Genomic DNA, 18,655 nt, shown 5'->3' with positions numbered 1-18,655 from the left:
ATGGATCATAGAAAATGTAGTAAAACAGCACTTCAAAATGCTGCTGACAATTCGAAATATGTTGAATTGGTTCGTTCGGGAGAAGACTATTTTTTAAGGCTGGAAAAGCTAATCGATAAGGCAGAAAAAGAAATCCATATACAGACCTACATTTTTGAAAACGATGATACGGGAAACCGTATAGCCTCCTGTTTGAAGAAAGCCGCTCAACGAAAGGTAAAGGTATATGTCTTATTGGATGCCTATGGTAGCGCTGCATTACCCAATAGTTTTGCCCAAGATTTGGTGCAGCATGGTATTTTACTTCGTTTTTTTTCGCCTTTATTCTCTCTGAACAATTTTTATATCGGTAGGCGGATGCACCATAAAATTGTGGTCGCCGATGAAAAAATGGCATTGATAGGCGGAATCAATATTGCCGATAAATACCACGGAACGACAGGTTCGGAACCTTGGTTGGACTATGCCGTTCAGTTGAACTGCCCGGCAGCTGAAAATCTACAAATATTATGTAGCGATTACTTTTTCAAAAAGGGGAGTTCAAAAAAAATACCGCCAGTGTTACATTCGGCCGGTAGCGCACTGGTGGGAATTTTACAAAACGACTGGCTGCAGCGAAAAACAGAAGTCTGTGATGCCTACACGAACGCCTTCATTCATGCCGAAAAGGAAATAGTAATCGTGGGCTCGTATTTTTTGCCTGGAAGCAGATTGGCAAAGGCTTTGAAAAAGGCCTGTAGAAGAGGAATAAGAACAACGGTGATCTTAGCGGGTATTAGCGATGTGCCGTTGGTGCGGCGGGCAACCGAACATTTGTACTCCTCCTTTTTGGACCATCATATGAGAATTTTTGAATGGAACAGATCCGTAGTACACGGTAAAGCTGCGGTGGTTGATAACAAATGGTCTACCATAGGCTCATTTAACTTGAACAGTCTTAGTTGCTATGGCAGCATTGAAATGAACGTAGAGGTTCACTCAGTAGAATTTGCCGAAAACCTTCGGGCTGACTTTGAAATAGTTATAAGCGAGTGTAGCGAAATTACAAAGGGGAGTCTAAGACAAAGAGCCGGTATATTCAATAAGTTGGGTAATTGGATTTTTTACCAAATGGTACGAACGATTATGCTTTTTCTGACCTTTCTTCCGCATTTAAGGTTTTTGAAAAATTATAGGTTATAATATGTTGGCAAGTGGTTAAATGGTTGGGCTCGTTTATCTGTCTTTACGACCCGAGCAGCAAACCATACGGCACAAGAACCTAAAATAAGGAAATATACAATCAGTGGCGGAATGCAAACTGTAACTGCGCTAGGCACCATACATATAAAACGATTAGTAATATTGAAATACATTAATAATGACAGATTTAACACCAAACGCGATCGAACGCATACTCAGGAACAATTACCTCGGCCACTTGGCCTATCTATGGCAAGGGAAGCCCCATGTGATTCCCTTTACCTATTATTTTGACCCTACGGACAATACGATCATTAGCTATACCTCGGAAGGCCATAAAATCGATGCGATGCGAGCCAACAAATCGGTTGCCGTTCAAGTCGAACAAGTGCAATCCATATCCAATTGGGAATCGGTCATGTTACAAGGTACATTCGAAGAAATTCGAGGCAGTAGTGCCAAACAAAAATTACATCTATTCACCGAAGGCGTGAAGGACATTATCCGTAGAAAAGAAAAACAGAGAGGTAGGGTTCATCAATGAATTTTCCAGTAAATCATCTGCTAATGGCATTCCAGTCGTCTTTCAAATCAAAATACTAGAAATGTCGGGTAAAAGAAGAAAAAAATAAAAGATAGATTTCAAAAAGAGACCATCTTTTTGAATCATAGGATTCCGAAATGAGAAACGAAAAGATTTTAACGTGGTTAAAAAAAATTAAACAAGGCCAAAATTCGTTTAAAATTGGAATACGATTTTTAAGGTCTAAGTAATCTCTAATCTAATAATTGAAGAAAATTAAGCTCACGGCGTATTGTGGCAAAACCATTCTGGGACATTTTAATGACCCTAAAGCAATAGATCGGAACATTATATTGGATCCCGACACCAAATCTGACCTATTATCTCCTGAAAGGATTCATAACCACAAACAGAACCCAAATTCACGCAAAATTTAGAGAAATCACTCTTAACTGTTAATCACATTTGCCCTTGCTGCTTAAAATTAAGGTTATTATACTATTAAACGATCCTGGTTTGGGAGGTAAGCATAAAAAGATTGGGGCATCTACGAATCAGCTTTTAAAATTGATCAATTGCAAATGATATAATTCAATTATGAATTCAGGCCTCAGGATTCTGCATAAAGCACACAACCAACATGTTATAAAGTTCTGGATGTTTTTTTTTGAGTAAATCTGGACGTTCAAAAAAATACTCTGAAGCAACTGCAAAAAATTCAACAGCGTTTGTTCCACCATATTTTCGAATATCAGAATGGTCACTGTTTATCGCTTCCATTTCCTTATGGATCAAATTTATCCAAGGTATGGTATATTGATGCTCTAATAATCTTTCCGGAATACCATCTGCAAAATCATCAAGCTTATCTAAAAGGTGTACAAATTCGTGTATGCCGGTATTGCTTTTATCACTTTGGTTCACAAAACCATGGTATAATGCCTTTTTTGATAATATCATCTGTTTTTCAAAACGTCCGTTACCAACAATTCCACCAATATTCCGTGTTTTTGCCTTACCATTGAATTGCATGTCCGCATTGAAGTAATCGGGATATAACAAGATTCCACTTAAATTGGTATAATGCCACTCTTCAAATCCAAAAACAGGTATAATTGCACTTGCCGCAATCAAAACCTTATCAAGATCTTGTAATTCCAATCGCACACCTTCAATGTAGACTTCACTTAGAAATTCCATCATTCTGCGTTGAAATAGCATTTGCTTGTTTCCAGGAAGATTTCGGTAGTAAACCACATAAGCCATTGCCAGCTCATGCCAGTGACCAGGAAAAGGCCGAGGTTTACGCCGTTGCGACTTTCTATAGTTATAAACAAAAAATAGAAGAATAACTATTAATACAAAAACATAAATCATATTTGTGTTACTTCAGTAAAGTGAATCTCTTATTGAAGATTCCCAATTTAAAGATCTTCAAAAACTCCTTTTTGTGCGACAGGTCTAGAATCTCCAACGGGGTATATCCAAACCAGTACAATGCCGCGATGATACTTCCCGCACTGGATCCGGAAACATCTTCCGGAAATATCCCGTGGTCGTTAAGGGCCTGAAGGACCCCTATATGGGCAGCTCCCCTTGCACCTCCTCCTGACAAAGCAATTCCAATCAATGGCATCTTTTAAATTGTTTTTACTCCTTCAACAATTTAAGTATAATTGGAAGTACCACCAATAACAATGGCAATGCGAAGACCAACCCTCCGATGACGGCAATCGCCAAGGGCTGGTGCAACTGGGCCCCTGCTCCGATACCCAGGGCCAAGGGGATCAAGGCCATGATTGCGGCAGTGGCTGTCATTAATTTGGGCCGCAATCGTTGCGCTATGGAATATTCGATCTTTTGTGGGTGTGATAACGAAACATCACATTCTTGGTACTGTTGATAGGTAAAAATGGCATTCTCCCCGATAATCCCAACTATCATAATGATACCTGTGTAACTTCCTACATTCAAAGGTGTTCCTGTCAATAATAGACTCAACAGACAACCTGCAACCCCTAAAATGGCAATGAATATGATGGCAAGAGCAATCTTGATCTTTCTGAACAGAAACAATATGACGGTAAAGACCAACAGTACCGCGGCAATCAAAATGAGCATCAATTCCTTAAAAGCCTGTTGTTGTTGCTGGTATTCCCCTCCATATTCAATATGATACCCCGGGGGAAGGCTGATCTTCGTGGACAGATTGTTTCGGATATCGGTCAAGGTAGACCCAAGGTCCCTGTTGTTCAAGCGAGCCGTAACGACCCCTATGGATTTTTGGTTTTCCCGATTGATCTCTGCCACTCCCTTCCCTATTTCAATTTTCGCCACTTTTTGTAAGGGTACAATATCCCCACTGGGCAATTGCAGGGTCATTTGTTGGATATCGGAAACCGAATTGGTGTTGGTGCCGGGAAATACCAACCGGATATTCACTACCTGCTCCCTTTCAATTATACTACTGATGACCACCCCTTGGATCTGGGTTTCCAGTTGCTCGATATTGGCGAACTGGTTGTTCTCGATCTTGGTCAACAAGGTCAAGCGCTTGGTCATTTGGGAGAGTCGCTGTATATCCCTTTGGATGGAAGTGAGTTGTTCGAACTGCTGGTCGTCCAATGGTTCCTCCATATTGATCACGTTCTCGATCTTTGCCTGTATAATGGCCAAGGGGGTCTGCATCTCATGGGATACATCCTCCGTATATTGTTTCAGGTTCCGATAATCCGAACGGACCTTATTGGTCAAGATCTTGATCTCTGAATTCAATTCGGAGAACTCCAGGATTCCACTGTCCATCAGGGCGATGGGAGCATCGGAGCTGAGCGAAAACCGTTTCATTTGCTCCAGGTTGTGGAAAAAAGGGGTCCACAGTTTTTGGTTCCTCGAACGATTCACATAAAACAGGAACAGGAATACCAAAAGGATGATCACCAAATAGGAAATGACCACGGCGATCAGGATATTCTCCGATTCCACCACAAGTGCGCGGACCGTGATCCTATAATTTTCACCATTGATGGCGGAGAAGGTGGACAGTTCCCTGAACTCTTCCATTTCATCTTGTGAGGGATCATAGATGATGGTATCCTTTAGCACCTCATTGCCCAACCGGGATACCTTTTGGATCTCGACCACCGGGGACAATTGAAAAGGCTCCGGATTTTCGATCAGGGAACTTTCGATCCGTGCCTCTGTCGAACGGAGCTCTTCCTCCACTTCAGACTGGAGCAGGTTCCTCAGATAGAAATAAAGGGCCACCGTACTGACCAACATCAACAGGGCACTGATCCCCAAAAAAGTTTTGGAGGTCTTTCTGATCAATCGTATTTTTTTCAAGGTATCCCCCATAGATCACTCTTCCACGAACTTATACCCACTTCCGTAGGCCGTTTTGATATACTTGGCCCCTGCTTCGGTCAATTTTTTGCGCAGGTTGTTGATATGGACATAAATAAAATCAAAATTATCCGCAAGATCGCTATGATCCCCCCATAAATGTTCGGCGATGATCTCTTTGGAAAGCACCCGTCCCTTATTGGTGACAAAAAAAAGCAAGAGATCGAATTCCTTACGGGTCAAGGAAAGGGCTTGCTCATTGACATAAGCGGTCCTAGAGCGCGTATCAATGGAAATCTCGTGGAACTCCAAACGGTCATTGCCCCCAAACTTGCCCCTTCTCAAAACCGCCTTTATCCTCGAATTGAGTTCGGCCAAATGAAAGGGTTTGGTCAAATAGTCATCGGCACCCAGATCCAATCCTTCCAGTTTATCGTCCAAGGAATTGTTGGCGGAGATGATGATGGTCGGGGTCTCCGAACGGTTGCGCTTCAACAGTTTTAGGATATCCAATCCACTACCGGTGATCAGGTTGATGTCCAGGACCAACAGATCATATTCATAGAGGTCAATCTTATAGAGGGCCTCGTGGTAGTCTGAAGCCATTTCACAGACATTGCCATCCCTTTCCAAATAGGTGGCAATGGATTTCTGGAGTTCGGTCTCGTCTTCTGCAATAAGGATCTTCATACCATAAATTTATGGTATAAAAATAGATCTCAAATCTTTAGGAATTCTAAAGTCGCCATCTACACTTCCAGCAATGGATCAGGTTGTTGCGACTGATGTCCCTTTCATTCCTTCACTAACAAACTATCCATGACTTGAATCGGACGGTTGGATGACAATGATATGCTGATGTGCCAATGCTTTTAATACAGCTGGAAGCCAGTTCCATTTTTCCTGAGGTGTACCATTCCTATTTCATTTCCTTTCTTGGCCAACACTATAACCTTTGTTATGGCAAAATTTTGTTTTCATGTTAAATTATATACCCTATAAGGGATTCCACTTCTCTTTATCGATAGGTCAATAGTTGAGCTCCAACCTTCTGCCTCCACGGCTTTCCAAGAGAATCAGTCTTAGATGCTCCTTATGGGATAGGACAAATTTGGGTAGCACAAGTACAAATCGTTGGGAAGTCCCGGTTTTAATAATTTTGGGTCGTTCAAAGATATAGTGGGGTTCCAACCTGGTTTCTTGATACGAGGATCTCCGTTTCAAGCTGCCATTTATCCTTAGGGCCTCAAGGGTGCCTACTTCAAAATCAATGCCTGATCGGTTGCGCACCTCTACAACCATAAATACTTGAGCGTTTCGGTAGACCAACCTTTTCAACAGCAATCGGATTCCCTTTCTTCGCACCGATGCCAAGGCACCATTCCCATCACTTGATGGCAATCCACTTAAAAAAGCAAATCGAGCTGTGTGGGAAGCCAAGGAATCCCCTTTTTTACCAGGTAATGGCTGTACTGGACCAATGCTATGCGCCTTGTCCACAAAAAAATGGGTTTGGGCAACGTTTTCCCTATAGGCCACCTTAAATTCATATGCTTGTCCGTCCATGGTGACCACCAAAAGGTTGGTAATGGTGTTGGCTGTGGACTGCAATAGCCCAAAATATTGAGCTTCTTCCCGGTTATAGGTAAAGATCGCTTTAGTGTTTCCCGTTATAGCCTGTTTGATGGGACTGGGAAAAAAGAGGGCCACGTTCATTTGTGAATTGGCTTGGATGGTGTCCAAAACCTTTTGGCCCGATACGGTGTGCCCATAGGCCATTAGCATTACTGCAATGATGACGTTTAGTGTTTTCATGATCTAGGTATTAAGAAAAATTGATAATGGTCGGAAATCTGAACTTTAACGGTACGTTGATCACGCTGAAATATGCGTTTGATCCCATTGAACTGGGGCACACCCGGCACATTGATCTCTCCAAGGCCCTCATCCAAAGACCGATCCACCACTTCACCCCGCAGATGGTTCTTCACATAAATCCCTTCCTGCCCATCCTGGGCATCATAGGCTTGCATATCCATAAGGGTTGTCCCCAATCGGGTAAGTTCCACCATCACCCGGTTGGGCCTTATCTTTACAAAGCCATAGAGGCGGGTACCTCCTGGCATCCTTTTCCCATCCACAACATAGTCATGGGCGAGTCGCAAGTCCAATCGTTGTCCATCCCGAAGGGTCTGGTCCCCATCCACATACACCTTGGCCACAGCAGTAGTTGGTAAATTTCCATCGGAACGGTTCCTTTTTGGATTGGAGGCAAAGAACAGTTGATGTACCAATCCTAGCTCCGTTTCCGTCCTTGGGGAACCCATTGTCAACTTTTCATCGTCTACCTTTACCTTCTTTACAGTCCCCAACCTGGGCATTACGCCTGCATCCGACACAGAAACTTTTTTCGCAGTAAAGGCATTGGTATCAAAGACACTGTCTATGATACGCTGCTTTTCATATTCCATATAATCGGGATTGAAATACCCTTTATCATCCACCATGTGGTCGGGATACACTTGTGGTGCCGTGGATTGTTTTTCCACCTTGATGGCTTCCACGGCTTCCAGTTTGGTTTCAAACTCCACCGAAGTGTCCTCCAGATCCGGCATGGGGATCCTCCCTACATCAAGGCTTTCCTTTTTTGGCTTACCAAAAGTGACGATGCTATATATGGTGATAAAGAGTACCATACATGCCAGTACCAGCACAAAAACTATTTTATTCTTCTGTGTTTTCATGAGTTTCTAGTTTACGAAGTGAGTTTTCAAAAAAATCAGTGATCAACAATCCATGAGGATTATGGGGAAAATTCCGTTCCACCTGGATCAAATGTCCCGAGGTCACCAGTTCATAGGTATCGGTGACGGTTCCCCGATTGATCCGTATATGCAATTGGGTCCTAAACGCAAAGGAAGACCCATCCCAATCCAGCTCTGTATCGATTCGGATGACCTCTTGCACAAGGGAATATTGCAACAACCGGTTATAGAAACCGTCTGCCTTTTTCTGTTGAAAGACAGCACCAACGGAGGCATTGCCCAACCAAAGGGCCCTTTCCATGTTCTTCTCATAACTGCCGGCATCCACCCCATAAAACCACCTATGAAACTGTTCCAAATGGGCCAGGGCCTCCACTTCCAGATGATCCCGTTGTTCGGCCCAGGAAAGCGGTATGACCTCCCCTTCCCCATTGACCACGAAGGCCCCGTTCAACGATTCACGGTATATCCTGCCCACTAGGACCATAGCAACCATACAGACCAAAACCGAGGCGATAACCACGGCAAGAACCACAAAACGGTTGAGCCGCAGCACATGAACAATACTTTTAAAAGGTGTTTTCATAGACTTCAATTTAACCGGTGAACAATCGAAGGGTAAAACTGGTCGCCCTTCGGTACAATTTAAATTTGAGCAAGACAATAAAGCCAATGGTCCCGAGTTCAATGATCGGGGCAAAGAATTCACTCCCAAAATCAAAACCAAAGAGGTTCCCCCAGAAGTTGGTACTGATCTCCGTATAAAGGTTGTTGACGAAGACATTGACCAAAAAGAAGGCGGGCACCAGCATATATACAGCTGCATACAACTTAAAAAACTGATAGGCCAAGGGCCTGAATTTCTCAAAGACGGCCAAACTGATGACCAAGGGAAAAAAGGCCTGTAGGATTCCCAACAGGAAATACCGCTCCGCAAGGAACAAAGGATAGATGAACAGGTCCATCAACCAAAGAATGACCCCGATGATAAAGGCCAAGACCTTCAAACCGTACAAAGGGGTCACCAGGGCCTCATACAACAGTGCCATGGCCTTTTTGGCGGCTTCCAAGGCACCCACATCCCGTTCCAGATCTACATCCTGCAGCTGCAATGGGAGGAGTGCCGGAGCCGTGTCCCGGTATTGGACCTCAATGGCCACCAAAATGCCATCGAAGACTCCCAATACCTCTGTGGAGAAAATGACCAGCAGCACCACCAAAAAATTCTTGGCCAGTTCCGTTGGGGTCAATCCCCAGGTATGGCCATCGATGGTGGCGATGCCCTCATTGTATTTCTTCAATATATTTATCAAAAAGAACAGGACGGCCAAGGTCTTCATCCCCACAATGGTATATTGGGAGAAATCACTGTCCTTGATGGTCTGAAAGACCGCATCCACATATTCCAATCCTATGCCCAAAAAGTATCCCGCCATCAGTATTCCGTTTCCCGATTATTGATAATATCCTGCATCCTCCGAAAGGAGATGATCTCTCGATAGCGACGGGTCTTGACCTCAAGCTCGGCCACCATTTCCTGGGACTGGACTTTCTTTTCCATCAAAATGGCGGTACGCTCCGCATCGGTCATCTTCAAAAAATCACTGGACAAGATCTGGTTCACAAAATCCAGGTCATCAATGGCCGTATCCATAATCTGTTCAAAGGCTTTGGATACCTGTTCCACCTCTCCTGCCTTGATATAGGGGGAGTTCAAAATGTCACTTAGATCATTTTGCACCGTCCGAAACAAAATCTCATTGTTACGGGCCAGTTCCCGGACTGCCTTCAATTGTTTGATGGTATTGTTGACCTTGACAATATTGTCCTTCTGTTCCTTTAAAAACTCCACGGTCTTCAATAATTCCGAGGTCTGTTTGGCCGATTCCAACAAGGACTTGGTCATACTGATAAAGTTCGTATTGTCATACACCGGCATCCCCTGGGCCGTAGCACGGCCGGGCAAGGAAATGGCCAAGATCAGTGCAAATATCAAAGTCTTGGGATTCTTCCAAAGGGTTTGTTTTATTGTTACTCTCATATCATTTTCTTTTGTTGATTTATAAATTCAGTAATGGCCCGTTCCATATTCCCAAACTGTTCAAAGAGCTCCATAAGCTGGCCATGTTCCACCCCATCGGTGAGATAGGCGGCATAGACCTCTGGGGGCACCTCCAAGCGAAAGACATTGCTTTCCTTCCCGATTTTGATAAAGATTTCGGTGTATTTGCGCACCCCGGTAAGGTTGTTTCTAAGGGACTTCAATTGATTGAGATCATGGTTGGAGAGGTGCAACCGTCTAACCAATTCATCATAGCCCTTCTCGTTCCGTAAACTGTACACGACCTGCGTATTCTCCAGGATACTTGCCGAAGTGGCATTTTCCGGTAATTGGTTGATGGATTGCAGGATGATACCAATGGCCCCGTTTTGCTTTCGGATGGCCTGGTAATAGAACTCCACACTCTCCAATACATGGGGAAATTTAAGCTGCTTGGCAAACTCATCGAAAAGAATAATGCCCCGTTCCGACCTGTTCCTCCAAATGGTGCGTTGGATGGCGGACTTGATCAATTTGAGCATTACGGACAGGATTTCCTTATTGTCTCGCACTTCGTCCAGTTCAAAGACAATCAGGCGCTTGTCCTCTATTTTATAGGTCTGGTCTTCTGCCACATGGAACAGAAAACTGTACAGTCCCCCATCCACATATTCGGAAAGAATGTGCAAAAATCCATAGACATTGAAATCGGATTCATGAACTCGGGTCTCCTCGATCAAGGTATCCTTGTGCTTATCAACAAACTGATATAGGGAAGCCAAGGAATGCCCCGCCCTGACAGCATCATAATAGTGCAACAACACTTTTTTCAAGGCCACTTCCTTGGATTTGGTCACCTGGTTTTCAGCCAAGAGCTCCAAAAGAAAGAGGGCCAGATCTTCCAGTCGTTCAGGGGTCAAATCGGACGGATCGGCGATATAAAAGGGATTAATACCCAAATTCTTGCCTTGCTCATAGCGAAGGACCACGTGATCATCGGGATACAATTGGGCAAATTTGGCATAAGAACCCCCTAAATCGATAATGACCAGTCGTACATCCGCCTCAAAGTATTGACGTAGGATATTATTGGCCAAGAAGGATTTCCCTTCTCCTGTCGGGGCAAAAATGGCAAAGTTCCGGGCCTTGATACGCCTTTTCCCCTCGTCCCATACATCCTTGACCACAGGAATATTGTACTGTCTATCATTAAAAACGATTCCTGTTTCATCAGAGCGATAATTGGTATTGTTGATATACAGACAAAGGGCTGCCTTCAGGTCCATCACAAAAAGATCTTCATTGGAAAAGTTGGAAGCATAACTGGGATAGGAGTTCAAAAAATAATGTTTGCGCTCCTCCCCATGGGGATGATAGGGTCGTATATCCAGTTCCTTCAATTGCGCCTTGATGCCAGAAGCAATTCGCTTCAACACCCCAACTTCCGTATGCCAATAAACAATATTCACATGGCCACGAATTATTCGTGCGGTATCATCCCCATTGATCCTGTCCAAGATATGTTGGACCTTGTTGCGGACCACTTTGTTCTGGGAACCAAAATTGGAGCTCTTGGAGAGTTCCTCAATTTTTTTATCCAATAGTTTACGCCATTGATGGGTATCATCTAGATATAGGATTTGGTTGATGATATGGTTCTCCCCCAATTCCAGTCCCAGACCGTCCAAAAAACCTTTATGAAAACTGAATCCGTCCGAACTGAATTTCCCGTTGGGCACACTGCTTTGCACGGTTTCTCCAAAACATTCTTCATGGTTGATGGCCATCACATCAAAATAATGGTCACCAATTTCTATGGGGCCTTTCCCAAACTGGATATCCGTATCAAAATCAAGATTGTATCCATTGAAATAAGCATGGGTATGCTCCAATATGGCTTCAGGTTCCATGGGTACCATGGACACGCTTTTGGAGTTGTTGATATAGGATACCGCATCGTTGACGGCGGTCACAAATTCCGCTACCTGCACATCCAGTTTCCGGTGCAACCCTTTCTCTACTTTTCGAAAGGGATTGACATATTTGGTGGCATTAAGGGCTTTATCAAGAGGAAGTACAAAGAAGAGATAACTCTGATGGTCCAAATGCTCCCTACCCACAAAATAATCATGGGTGGCCTTGGCCAGAAAGGTTTCCTTTGGAAGGTTCCTAGCATCATAACCTTTCTTTTGATACCTATCCTGCTTATGGATAATAGCACCCACGGGCAAGGATTTAAAGGCCTGGAACCACATCCCGTGCAGCTCCTCAAAATCCGTCTCAGAAAGGGAGTATATCTCAGGTAATTCCACTTGATAACACAACACCACATCGCCATTGCTCCCAAAAACCACATGGTTCTGGATATCCAGGATTGGGTGATATGCATTGAAATTGAGCTTAGACATAGTCAATGGGATTCAATTGTTTGAGGCTTATAATCTTGGGAAAGGTTTGCACTACCTTGAATTGGAAGGGTTTCTTCACCCACTGCAACAATGCCCCATAGAGCAGGGCATTGAAGAGCAGTAGGCACACGATGACACCAAAATGAAAAGAAAAAATGATGATCAAAAGCGAACCGATGACAGCAACCATCATCAAGGCAAACAGGGAAATGGACAGTCCCATGATCATGGCCCGTTTTCGTATATTTCTATAGACCTCGAACTGTTTCATCAGACCACAATTCCGATGAGATAGGTAAAGATGCCCACAACGGCCCCGGCAATCAACACAAAGACCAAGACCCGGGTAATGCCCCTTTTTAGGTCAGCATTCTCTCCAAAGAAATGTCCGGCATTAAAAAGGAAGCCCACTAAAAAGATGACCCCCAATATGATGGGAAATATGGCCCGAATGGTGTCTGAAATATCGTTGACCGAATCCTCAATACCCCCGATCTGGGCCAAAAGGGCACTGGAGGTAAAAAGCAACATTAAGGTGATGAAGAAAGATTTTCGCATATCGTAAACGTTTAAGGGTTAGACGATTATTGATATGTGAAAATTAATGGAATACACATCACAAATAATTGATAATCAGTTATTTGTGAATATCATTATAGTTGCATTGAAACAGGTTCAATTGGTCTGGAATCCATGCAGATTTAATGAAAAAGCGAACACTCCCTGTTGATAAGTGCCATCTGGTTCCAATCCCTCCAGCCCAAAAACGTCAAAAGTGGCTGATCGGCCCATCAAAAAGTGTTGCAATTCGCCAAAATTCAAAGCTACATACTACACCGCCACAAAACCTTATTTTCTTTTGTCCTTACTGTCCTTATCGAATCCCACTAGGTTAAAGAGTTCCCGCATTCTTGACCTTACTCGGTTCCCATACCTTAATTCGAGTTCCTGTGCATTGAGATTGGTGGTGGCATGGGTCTTGATCTTATGGTCAGTGAACAGCTCATAGCGGGACAATAAGATCTCCCCCATGACATTGCACTCCTTTCCAAAATGGACCCCATCAGGTTCCACACCCAGGTCGTCAAAACAAAAGGATTGGGTGTTTCCATAGTCCCCAATAATCTTATAGCCCAAATGGTTGAAGCCAAAGACAATGTTCCTGGAGGGAATGACTTCATAAGGCCTTTGGTGGGGCACCATGAACTTGAACAGTTTCATCAAACTGGTCTTCCCACAGCCTACCGGACCTGAAAGGAGAAGGCCCTTATCCACATCGATGCCCAACTGTTTGCAACGTTCCCTGTCCCGGATAAAGTAGAGACTGAGCTTGTACAGCATTTCCCGGTCCTCCCTATGGATCCTGAACTTTTTGCCGAACAGGAGTTTTCCCTTGGCATCGAGATAGACCAGTATCTTCTCGAAATCGTATTTGATCTCCCTGCCCTTCAGGGAGCCCAGTTCATAACTTATGTCACCTTCGGTGATGATATGTGGGGCCTTAAAATTCATAACGGCTCATTGTAGTCCTTGTCTTTGCTGGTCCGCAAGTTGTCCAGATATGGGACAGTGGGGGTGCGTTTGGCATTGTTTTCTTCGATCTCAAAAACTTTCTTTTTCATTTTCTTTTGTTTCTTCCCGTTTGTATTGTTTTTAGTTGTTTGTATATGTTTGTTTATAGGTACCAATGCTTGTCCATTGCTTGTCCCGAATTTGGTACGGTGGTTGTCCATAGCTTGTCCAGTACTTGTCCCAAAATCGAACATCTTGATCCGGCTGCCCTTGTAGGGGTTATGGGATGGAGTATACAGAATATAGTTCCAGTGACTGAGCTCGCGGATGCAACGGTGATAAGTCGATTTGGACCCGATCTTGGCATAAGCCATGGCCTCTTCCCTACTGATAAAGAACTCGGCCACAAAATAATTTTGGTTCCATAATTGGAACAGTCCGATGTACAGGCTGATATGGGTCGGGTTCAACCGGTTGTCCTTGGCAAACTGGACAAACACCCCGTTCAGGTGTTTGATATAATTGATGTCCTCCATCTTAGATGCGGTTATGGACCTTGTTCTGCTCCAGTACTTCCATGATCTCATGGTATTCGTAATAGAGCACCCCTCCTATCTTTGTATAGGGCAGGGTCCCATTGATCCTTAGGTTTTGAAGGGTGCCCGGGGATATGCCCAAGAGGTCCCGCACCTCATTTGATTTGAGCCATTTTTTGTTGCGTTGTCCCTTTTCGTTCTGCAAAAGGTCCTTGATGTCCTCCAACAGTTCTATCTTGAACTCCCTTAAATCTTCGGTGGTAATGATGGTCGCTCCCATGTGTTTTGTGATTTAATAGGAAGGGCCACTACATGATTTTCATGTCATTTGGTGACCCATCCACTGATTTGACTTTCTGGGACAAAACTCAAAAACAAAATTGAAAAAACTTCCCAAGTTGGTACCAAGGTGGGTGTTTTTTTCAATGCATAGGATTTGATGGTATTTGGTTGAATTTGACCTTTGTAAACCTATTGAAAACCTCAGAAAACCCATAATCCTGGCACTATGGCCCATCAAAATGCAAATTCCCAAGTTGGTACCAACTTGGGAAAAACTAAAACTCATTCATCCAGGGAATCCATCCGTTGGTTGAGCATCTCAATGAGCTTGTCCAAAAAGCGGGTCTTACTGGTCTTTCGGGACCGGATATCAATAAAAGTGTGGTAGTAGTTACCGAGGTCCACATTGTAAAAATGTTCAAAATGCGAGGCCAACTCCTTGATGTCCGTGGTACCGCTATTGATGCATTTGCTGGATTGGAGTGCATATAAAAGTTCGATCAAATCGGTCTTGTTTCCGGTCCAGAAGAGTTTTGAAGGTTTTTCCATGGTCATGTTCTTTTGGGGTTCTAAATTGTTTTGTAGGTCATCCACCTCCTTTCTCAGGTACACGATGAGCATGTCATAGGCCATAATCGTGGCCACGGTACCATCCTGACAGGTGGAAAACTGGTCATCGATCAAAAAGTGGAAGGATTCAAGGGGAAGCCTTAGATCTCGGTTCCCCCTAACAAAATATTGTTCGTCCAGGGACATCGCCCCACGACGGTAATAATTATAAAACTCCAGATTATCGTTAAAAAAGGTCTGGAACTTGTCAATCTGAAGTTGTAGGTACTTGATCTGTGCCGTATCATTTCCCCTAGGCCGCTTGCTCTCGATATTGAACAATTTTACATAATAGATCAGCTTACTAAAAATTTGGGGTTTGACATGCTTAAAGAAGTAGATTTCGTCTGCTTGGGTATCAAAGGTCTTGCCCGTAATCTGTTTTTGTAGTTTTCGGATGCTCTTCTCCACAAGTACGATTCCCTTTTCCGCTTTGAAAAGGATATCCCCGTTCCCGCTTTCCAACGAATCCAATTGGCCTTCAAATTCTGATAGCAGCTTTTGGTATTTCATGACGATTTTCCATTAATGCTGGCCTTCCATGATTCCGAGCAATTCCAGGATGAAATTGTCATTGGTCTGGAGATAGGCATATTTTTTCTCTACCGTTGCACCGAGTTTCCGTTTCTCAAAGGCAGCGGTCAACCCAAAATCGATTTTGGGAATGCCCAATCCAATGGCCCGTTCAATGGTCCGGTAGAGCAACTGGCGATAAATGGCAAACTCTTCCAGACCGTCATAATCCATACCCACAAAGGCCGGCACATAGACTTGCTTCAAGTTGGTATAGCAGAACATTACACCCACTATCTTTTCAGGTTGGTATAATGAACAAAGGACAATAAACTCCCACAAATGGTTTTCGTTCATCTTTTCAAACAGGGAGTCCGGAAAGGAAAAGGTATTGAGCCCCAAATTTCTGGACTGTACTTCCCCGAACAAGGATTTGACCTGTTCAATTTGATTTGTTGACATGGATGGGAGAACAACTGTCTTTGCCCTATCGAGATAGGGTTGGACATCCTTTCGAAAATGTCTTCTGTTTCTGGAGGACAATCTTTGCAAATAATCTTCCATGGAATCCACCTCGTCCAGGACAACATAACAGGAGTTGGGCATTTGCACCCTTAAAAATCCCTGCCCGTAAAGCGGTTCGTTCCATGAAGTATCTTCACCAAAGTCACGTAACACGGTCATTTTGGCTCCAAACTGCTGTTCCAGTTTTTCCATGGTTGCCAATAGCTTGTCCCTGGCCTCCTTGCCCAACCTATGTGATGCATTCCAATACAGGTGATCACCTTCAGTGAACAGACAACCGAGGGACAGGACCATGGATGACAAATGGTAGGGATTTGTTTTCCTTTCCTCCTCAATGGCAGCAGAAATTTGTGCTTGTGCCAACATATCATCCTTCCAAAGGGAAAGCGTCACAAAGGTCATCAATACTGGTACCCCATCAGCATCCTTGATGACCACATATCGAAACAACCAATTATGTTCCTTTCTTGGGTTACCCTGGAATACCTCTTCCAAAAACTTCAGCCCCTCCCAATCGTAAACCCCCTGCCCACCTAAACTTTGGTTCCATTCTTCCTTTTCAACTTGATCAATGGTATCGAATACTTCAACGGTAAGTTCAGAGGATACTTTCGGTCCACTTAGGGTCCTTGGTTCCATTTTAAAGGCGTGGAATACCCTTTGGGCATCTGTCTGGGTATCTTCCAATGCCTTTGGAAAATGATATTCCATGGCGTCCACCAATGCTTTGATTTCCTCTTTTTGGTTATGCCTTGAAATCGTAATCCTTACACCTGTATTCTTTACAGGTACTGCTGGAAAGATACCGAGATTGACAAAGAAGCCCTCCCCCATCAAACGGTTCACAAAATTGTACCCGGTCTTGGGCATACCGGTCCCGATATAGAACACCGGTGATTCATTTCTATCGATCAAGGGAAGTTCCGTTATCAAAAGGCAATCATTGAAATAATCGATACGTTCCCTCAATTCTTGTTGAAGCACATAAATCTCCGGGGATAGATGGATTTGTGCCGAGGCCATGGCAGCAGCTACCGAGGCTGGTTCCAATTGGGCAGAAAAGGTCAACGGTCCACCAAAGGTCTTGATCTTATCATATAGTTGTGGGTTGGAACAGGCCAATACTGCACCACTGGCCCCAAAAGTCTTGCTCAGGGTACCGAAGAGCAATACATTTTCGGGCAATTCCCCCAATTGGTCCAACACATATCCGGTACCATTCCTTCCCACCCAACTCATGCCATGAACATCATCGAAATAAAAATGCAATTGGGAATATTTCTTTGCCAACCCCATCAGTTCCTTAACCGGGGCATAATCCCCGTACATGGAATAAATGCCATCGGCCATATACCAAATCCTGCCTTTGGAATGTTGGTACTTTTTGATCTTGTCCTCCAACATTTCCAAATGGTTATGCCGGATCATTTCGATGGGAACACTCCGGGTCTTTAGCATTTTGGCCGCATTCTGTACACTCCAATGGACCTGGTGGTCCAGAATGATTACGTCGTCATCATCCACGGCACTTGGAATGACACCTAAGTGCCCAAGGGTACTGTTTTTGGTAATGACAATGGGATAGCCATACATTTCGGAAATCGAGTTTTCCAATTTCTCATATAACGGATTGGAGATATAGGATTTGGATAAGGGAAATTGCGTCCCATAGCTATCAATGGCCTCCTTGGCGGCCTTTTTCAATCTGGGATCCAGTTCCAACCCTAAATAACCCGTGGTCCCAAAATGGTACAGTTCCCTTCCGCCAACTTCTATCGTCCTTCCCGAAAAAGACTTTCCGCCGGCATAAAGGTGCAATACCCCAGCTTGTTTTGCATCAGTGAATACCTCATGTACAGTGTTCAAAAAATTGTGGTGTTTGATCTTGGCCATTTTATTTGATATTATTTGTGATAAAAAGAAACGGATTTTGTAAGTTGATAAATCATACTTATTCTATTTAATCCCTTTCAGATAACAAATACTCCTTTTCAGATAACCAAAATCCTTTTATTAACGTCAATAGCTCTCCTGTAAAAAAATCAATTGCAGTAATTTTGTAAATTGATTGCGCTAACCAGTTTTCCGGAGATGAAAAAAACACATGAAAACAGCTATGCCATATATCTGTTGACTGATGATCTTTTACATATTATCTACAAGAAAGTGCCGTGTATCAACCGTAAGGCGGCACAACTCATAGTCAAGGATCGGATGGAATTACAAGAAGGTAAATCGATGCCGGTGCTATGCGATATACGGGAAGTCAGAAATATCGATAAGGCCGCAAGGTGGATAGGGCGGTCAATGTATACCACCTGCGGCGGATGAAAGTGAGCAGTGCAAATCAAGTGCACGAGATCGACTCATTTTGGTGCTGAAGTTAACGTTTATTTTTAATTTTTTTTCTCATT

General features: G+C 43.6%; 20 protein-coding genes. 3 read left to right on the top strand and 17 right to left on the bottom strand.

The window, feature by feature from the left end; genetic code table 11:
- Together GTK07_RS17825 and GTK07_RS17820 are read left to right on the top strand one after the other, a co-directional pair.
- Positions 1-1,182: a phospholipase D-like domain-containing protein gene (locus tag GTK07_RS17825; RefSeq protein WP_136565978.1), complete on the top strand. Its 1,182-nt coding sequence runs from the start codon at positions 1-3 to the stop codon at positions 1,180-1,182.
- A gap of 178 nt (positions 1,183-1,360) precedes the next feature.
- Positions 1,361-1,726 (top strand): pyridoxamine 5'-phosphate oxidase family protein, encoded by a 366-nt coding sequence (locus GTK07_RS17820; protein WP_235932918.1) that lies wholly within the window; start codon positions 1,361-1,363, stop codon positions 1,724-1,726.
- Between the two features lie 582 nt (positions 1,727-2,308).
- Here the strand turns inward: GTK07_RS17820 and GTK07_RS17815 are convergent.
- The 17 genes from GTK07_RS17815 to GTK07_RS17735 all read right to left on the bottom strand — a co-directional run bounded on the left by GTK07_RS17815 (position 2,309) and on the right by GTK07_RS17735 (position 18,134).
- Complete coding sequence (locus tag GTK07_RS17815; protein ID WP_036378992.1) at positions 2,309-3,082, bottom strand: M90 family metallopeptidase; 774 nt, start codon at positions 3,080-3,082, stop codon at positions 2,309-2,311.
- A gap of 7 nt (positions 3,083-3,089) precedes the next feature.
- Positions 3,090-3,341: a patatin-like phospholipase family protein gene (locus tag GTK07_RS17810; RefSeq protein WP_081894152.1), complete on the bottom strand. Its 252-nt coding sequence runs from the start codon at positions 3,339-3,341 to the stop codon at positions 3,090-3,092.
- 14 nt (positions 3,342-3,355) lie between these two features.
- Positions 3,356-5,062, bottom strand: coding sequence for an efflux RND transporter permease subunit (locus GTK07_RS17805; RefSeq protein ID WP_051947122.1), 1,707 nt, complete (start codon positions 5,060-5,062; stop codon positions 3,356-3,358).
- A 3-nt stretch (positions 5,063-5,065) separates the two neighbouring features.
- Complete coding sequence (locus GTK07_RS17800) at positions 5,066-5,740, bottom strand: response regulator transcription factor (RefSeq protein WP_036378998.1); 675 nt, start codon at positions 5,738-5,740, stop codon at positions 5,066-5,068.
- Positions 5,741-6,079: 339 nt separating this feature from the next.
- Positions 6,080-6,865, bottom strand: a complete 786-nt coding sequence (locus tag GTK07_RS17795; protein WP_163636519.1) for a DUF4138 domain-containing protein — start codon at positions 6,863-6,865, stop codon at positions 6,080-6,082.
- Complete coding sequence (gene traM, locus GTK07_RS17790) at positions 6,862-7,794, bottom strand: conjugative transposon protein TraM (RefSeq protein WP_090294854.1); 933 nt, start codon at positions 7,792-7,794, stop codon at positions 6,862-6,864. Before traM ends, GTK07_RS17795 begins: the two co-directional genes overlap by 4 nt.
- Positions 7,775-8,401, bottom strand: a complete 627-nt coding sequence (locus tag GTK07_RS17785) for a conjugal transfer protein TraK (RefSeq protein ID WP_036379002.1) — start codon at positions 8,399-8,401, stop codon at positions 7,775-7,777. Before GTK07_RS17785 ends, traM begins: the two co-directional genes overlap by 20 nt.
- Before the next feature lie 10 nt (positions 8,402-8,411).
- The gene (locus GTK07_RS17780) at positions 8,412-9,251 is read right to left on the bottom strand and encodes a hypothetical protein (protein ID WP_036379004.1); all 840 of its coding nucleotides are present in this window, start codon (positions 9,249-9,251) and stop codon (positions 8,412-8,414) included.
- Positions 9,251-9,856: a conjugal transfer protein gene (locus GTK07_RS17775; protein ID WP_119618900.1), complete on the bottom strand. Its 606-nt coding sequence runs from the start codon at positions 9,854-9,856 to the stop codon at positions 9,251-9,253. Before GTK07_RS17775 ends, GTK07_RS17780 begins: the two co-directional genes overlap by 1 nt.
- Positions 9,853-12,264 carry a TraG family conjugative transposon ATPase gene (locus GTK07_RS17770; RefSeq protein WP_163636518.1) on the bottom strand — a complete coding sequence of 804 codons (2,412 nt, stop codon included), beginning with the start codon at positions 12,262-12,264 and terminating at the stop codon, positions 9,853-9,855. Before GTK07_RS17770 ends, GTK07_RS17775 begins: the two co-directional genes overlap by 4 nt.
- Positions 12,257-12,535: a hypothetical protein gene (locus tag GTK07_RS17765; protein ID WP_163636517.1), complete on the bottom strand. Its 279-nt coding sequence runs from the start codon at positions 12,533-12,535 to the stop codon at positions 12,257-12,259. The genes GTK07_RS17770 and GTK07_RS17765 overlap by 8 nt, the downstream gene beginning before the upstream one ends.
- Positions 12,535-12,822 (bottom strand): hypothetical protein, encoded by a 288-nt coding sequence (locus GTK07_RS17760; RefSeq protein WP_163636516.1) that lies wholly within the window; start codon positions 12,820-12,822, stop codon positions 12,535-12,537. The genes GTK07_RS17765 and GTK07_RS17760 overlap by 1 nt, the downstream gene beginning before the upstream one ends.
- A 291-nt stretch (positions 12,823-13,113) precedes the next feature.
- On the bottom strand, positions 13,114-13,776 hold the full coding sequence (locus GTK07_RS17755; protein ID WP_163636515.1) for an ATPase: 663 nt from the start codon (positions 13,774-13,776) through the stop codon (positions 13,114-13,116).
- Positions 13,773-14,312, bottom strand: coding sequence for a hypothetical protein (locus GTK07_RS17750; protein ID WP_163636514.1), 540 nt, complete (start codon positions 14,310-14,312; stop codon positions 13,773-13,775). The genes GTK07_RS17755 and GTK07_RS17750 overlap by 4 nt, the downstream gene beginning before the upstream one ends.
- 1 nt (position 14,313) lies before the next feature.
- A complete protein-coding gene (locus GTK07_RS17745; protein WP_036379020.1) occupies positions 14,314-14,592 on the bottom strand; it encodes a helix-turn-helix domain-containing protein in 279 nt (92 codons plus the stop codon).
- A gap of 284 nt (positions 14,593-14,876) precedes the next feature.
- Entirely contained in the window at positions 14,877-15,716 is an 840-nt protein-coding gene (locus GTK07_RS17740) for an RteC domain-containing protein (RefSeq protein ID WP_119618892.1), read from the bottom strand.
- Between the two features lie 12 nt (positions 15,717-15,728).
- The gene (locus GTK07_RS17735; protein WP_163636513.1) at positions 15,729-18,134 is read right to left on the bottom strand and encodes an aminotransferase class I/II-fold pyridoxal phosphate-dependent enzyme; all 2,406 of its coding nucleotides are present in this window, start codon (positions 18,132-18,134) and stop codon (positions 15,729-15,731) included.
- Between the two features lie 198 nt (positions 18,135-18,332).
- Here GTK07_RS17735 and GTK07_RS19530 point away from each other — a divergent pair, with 198 nt between their 5' ends.
- Entirely contained in the window at positions 18,333-18,572 is a 240-nt protein-coding gene (locus GTK07_RS19530) for a DUF7793 family protein (protein WP_470300310.1), read from the top strand.
- The last annotated feature ends 83 nt before the right edge of the window (positions 18,573-18,655 follow it).

The organism is Flagellimonas sediminis, from assembly GCF_010500845.1.
In the GTDB taxonomy this organism is placed as follows: Bacteria; Bacteroidota; Bacteroidia; order Flavobacteriales; family Flavobacteriaceae; genus Flagellimonas; species Flagellimonas sediminis.
The sequence above is the reverse complement of the archived record's forward strand: the minus strand, read 5'-3'. Positions and strand labels throughout refer to the sequence as shown.

Bases quoted from the DNA above. Each gene is read 5' to 3' on its own strand.
- GTK07_RS17750 (WP_163636514.1), bottom strand. From the start codon at position 14,312: ATGGAGGACATCAATTATATCAAACACCTGAACGGGGTGTTTGTCCAG.
- GTK07_RS17770 (WP_163636518.1), bottom strand. From the start codon at position 12,264: ATGTCTAAGCTCAATTTCAATGCATATCACCCAATCCTGGATATCCAG.
- traM (WP_090294854.1), bottom strand. From the start codon at position 7,794: ATGAAAACACAGAAGAATAAAATAGTTTTTGTGCTGGTACTGGCATGT.
- GTK07_RS17775 (WP_119618900.1), bottom strand. From the start codon at position 9,856: ATGAGAGTAACAATAAAACAAACCCTTTGGAAGAATCCCAAGACTTTG.
- GTK07_RS17820 (WP_235932918.1), top strand. From the start codon at position 1,361: ATGACAGATTTAACACCAAACGCGATCGAACGCATACTCAGGAACAAT.
- GTK07_RS17795 (WP_163636519.1), bottom strand. From the start codon at position 6,865: ATGAAAACACTAAACGTCATCATTGCAGTAATGCTAATGGCCTATGGG.
- GTK07_RS19530 (WP_470300310.1), top strand. From the start codon at position 18,333: ATGAAAAAAACACATGAAAACAGCTATGCCATATATCTGTTGACTGAT.
- GTK07_RS17800 (WP_036378998.1), bottom strand. From the start codon at position 5,740: ATGAAGATCCTTATTGCAGAAGACGAGACCGAACTCCAGAAATCCATT.
- GTK07_RS17755 (WP_163636515.1), bottom strand. From the start codon at position 13,776: ATGAATTTTAAGGCCCCACATATCATCACCGAAGGTGACATAAGTTAT.
- GTK07_RS17825 (WP_136565978.1), top strand. From the start codon at position 1: ATGGATCATAGAAAATGTAGTAAAACAGCACTTCAAAATGCTGCTGAC.
- GTK07_RS17780 (WP_036379004.1), bottom strand. From the start codon at position 9,251: ATGGCGGGATACTTTTTGGGCATAGGATTGGAATATGTGGATGCGGTC.
- GTK07_RS17805 (WP_051947122.1), bottom strand. From the start codon at position 5,062: ATGGGGGATACCTTGAAAAAAATACGATTGATCAGAAAGACCTCCAAA.
- GTK07_RS17740 (WP_119618892.1), bottom strand. From the start codon at position 15,716: ATGAAATACCAAAAGCTGCTATCAGAATTTGAAGGCCAATTGGATTCG.
- GTK07_RS17785 (WP_036379002.1), bottom strand. From the start codon at position 8,401: ATGAAAACACCTTTTAAAAGTATTGTTCATGTGCTGCGGCTCAACCGT.
- GTK07_RS17760 (WP_163636516.1), bottom strand. From the start codon at position 12,822: ATGCGAAAATCTTTCTTCATCACCTTAATGTTGCTTTTTACCTCCAGT.
- GTK07_RS17735 (WP_163636513.1), bottom strand. From the start codon at position 18,134: ATGGCCAAGATCAAACACCACAATTTTTTGAACACTGTACATGAGGTA.
- GTK07_RS17810 (WP_081894152.1), bottom strand. From the start codon at position 3,341: ATGCCATTGATTGGAATTGCTTTGTCAGGAGGAGGTGCAAGGGGAGCT.
- GTK07_RS17765 (WP_163636517.1), bottom strand. From the start codon at position 12,535: ATGAAACAGTTCGAGGTCTATAGAAATATACGAAAACGGGCCATGATC.
- GTK07_RS17745 (WP_036379020.1), bottom strand. From the start codon at position 14,592: ATGGGAGCGACCATCATTACCACCGAAGATTTAAGGGAGTTCAAGATA.
- GTK07_RS17815 (WP_036378992.1), bottom strand. From the start codon at position 3,082: ATGATTTATGTTTTTGTATTAATAGTTATTCTTCTATTTTTTGTTTAT.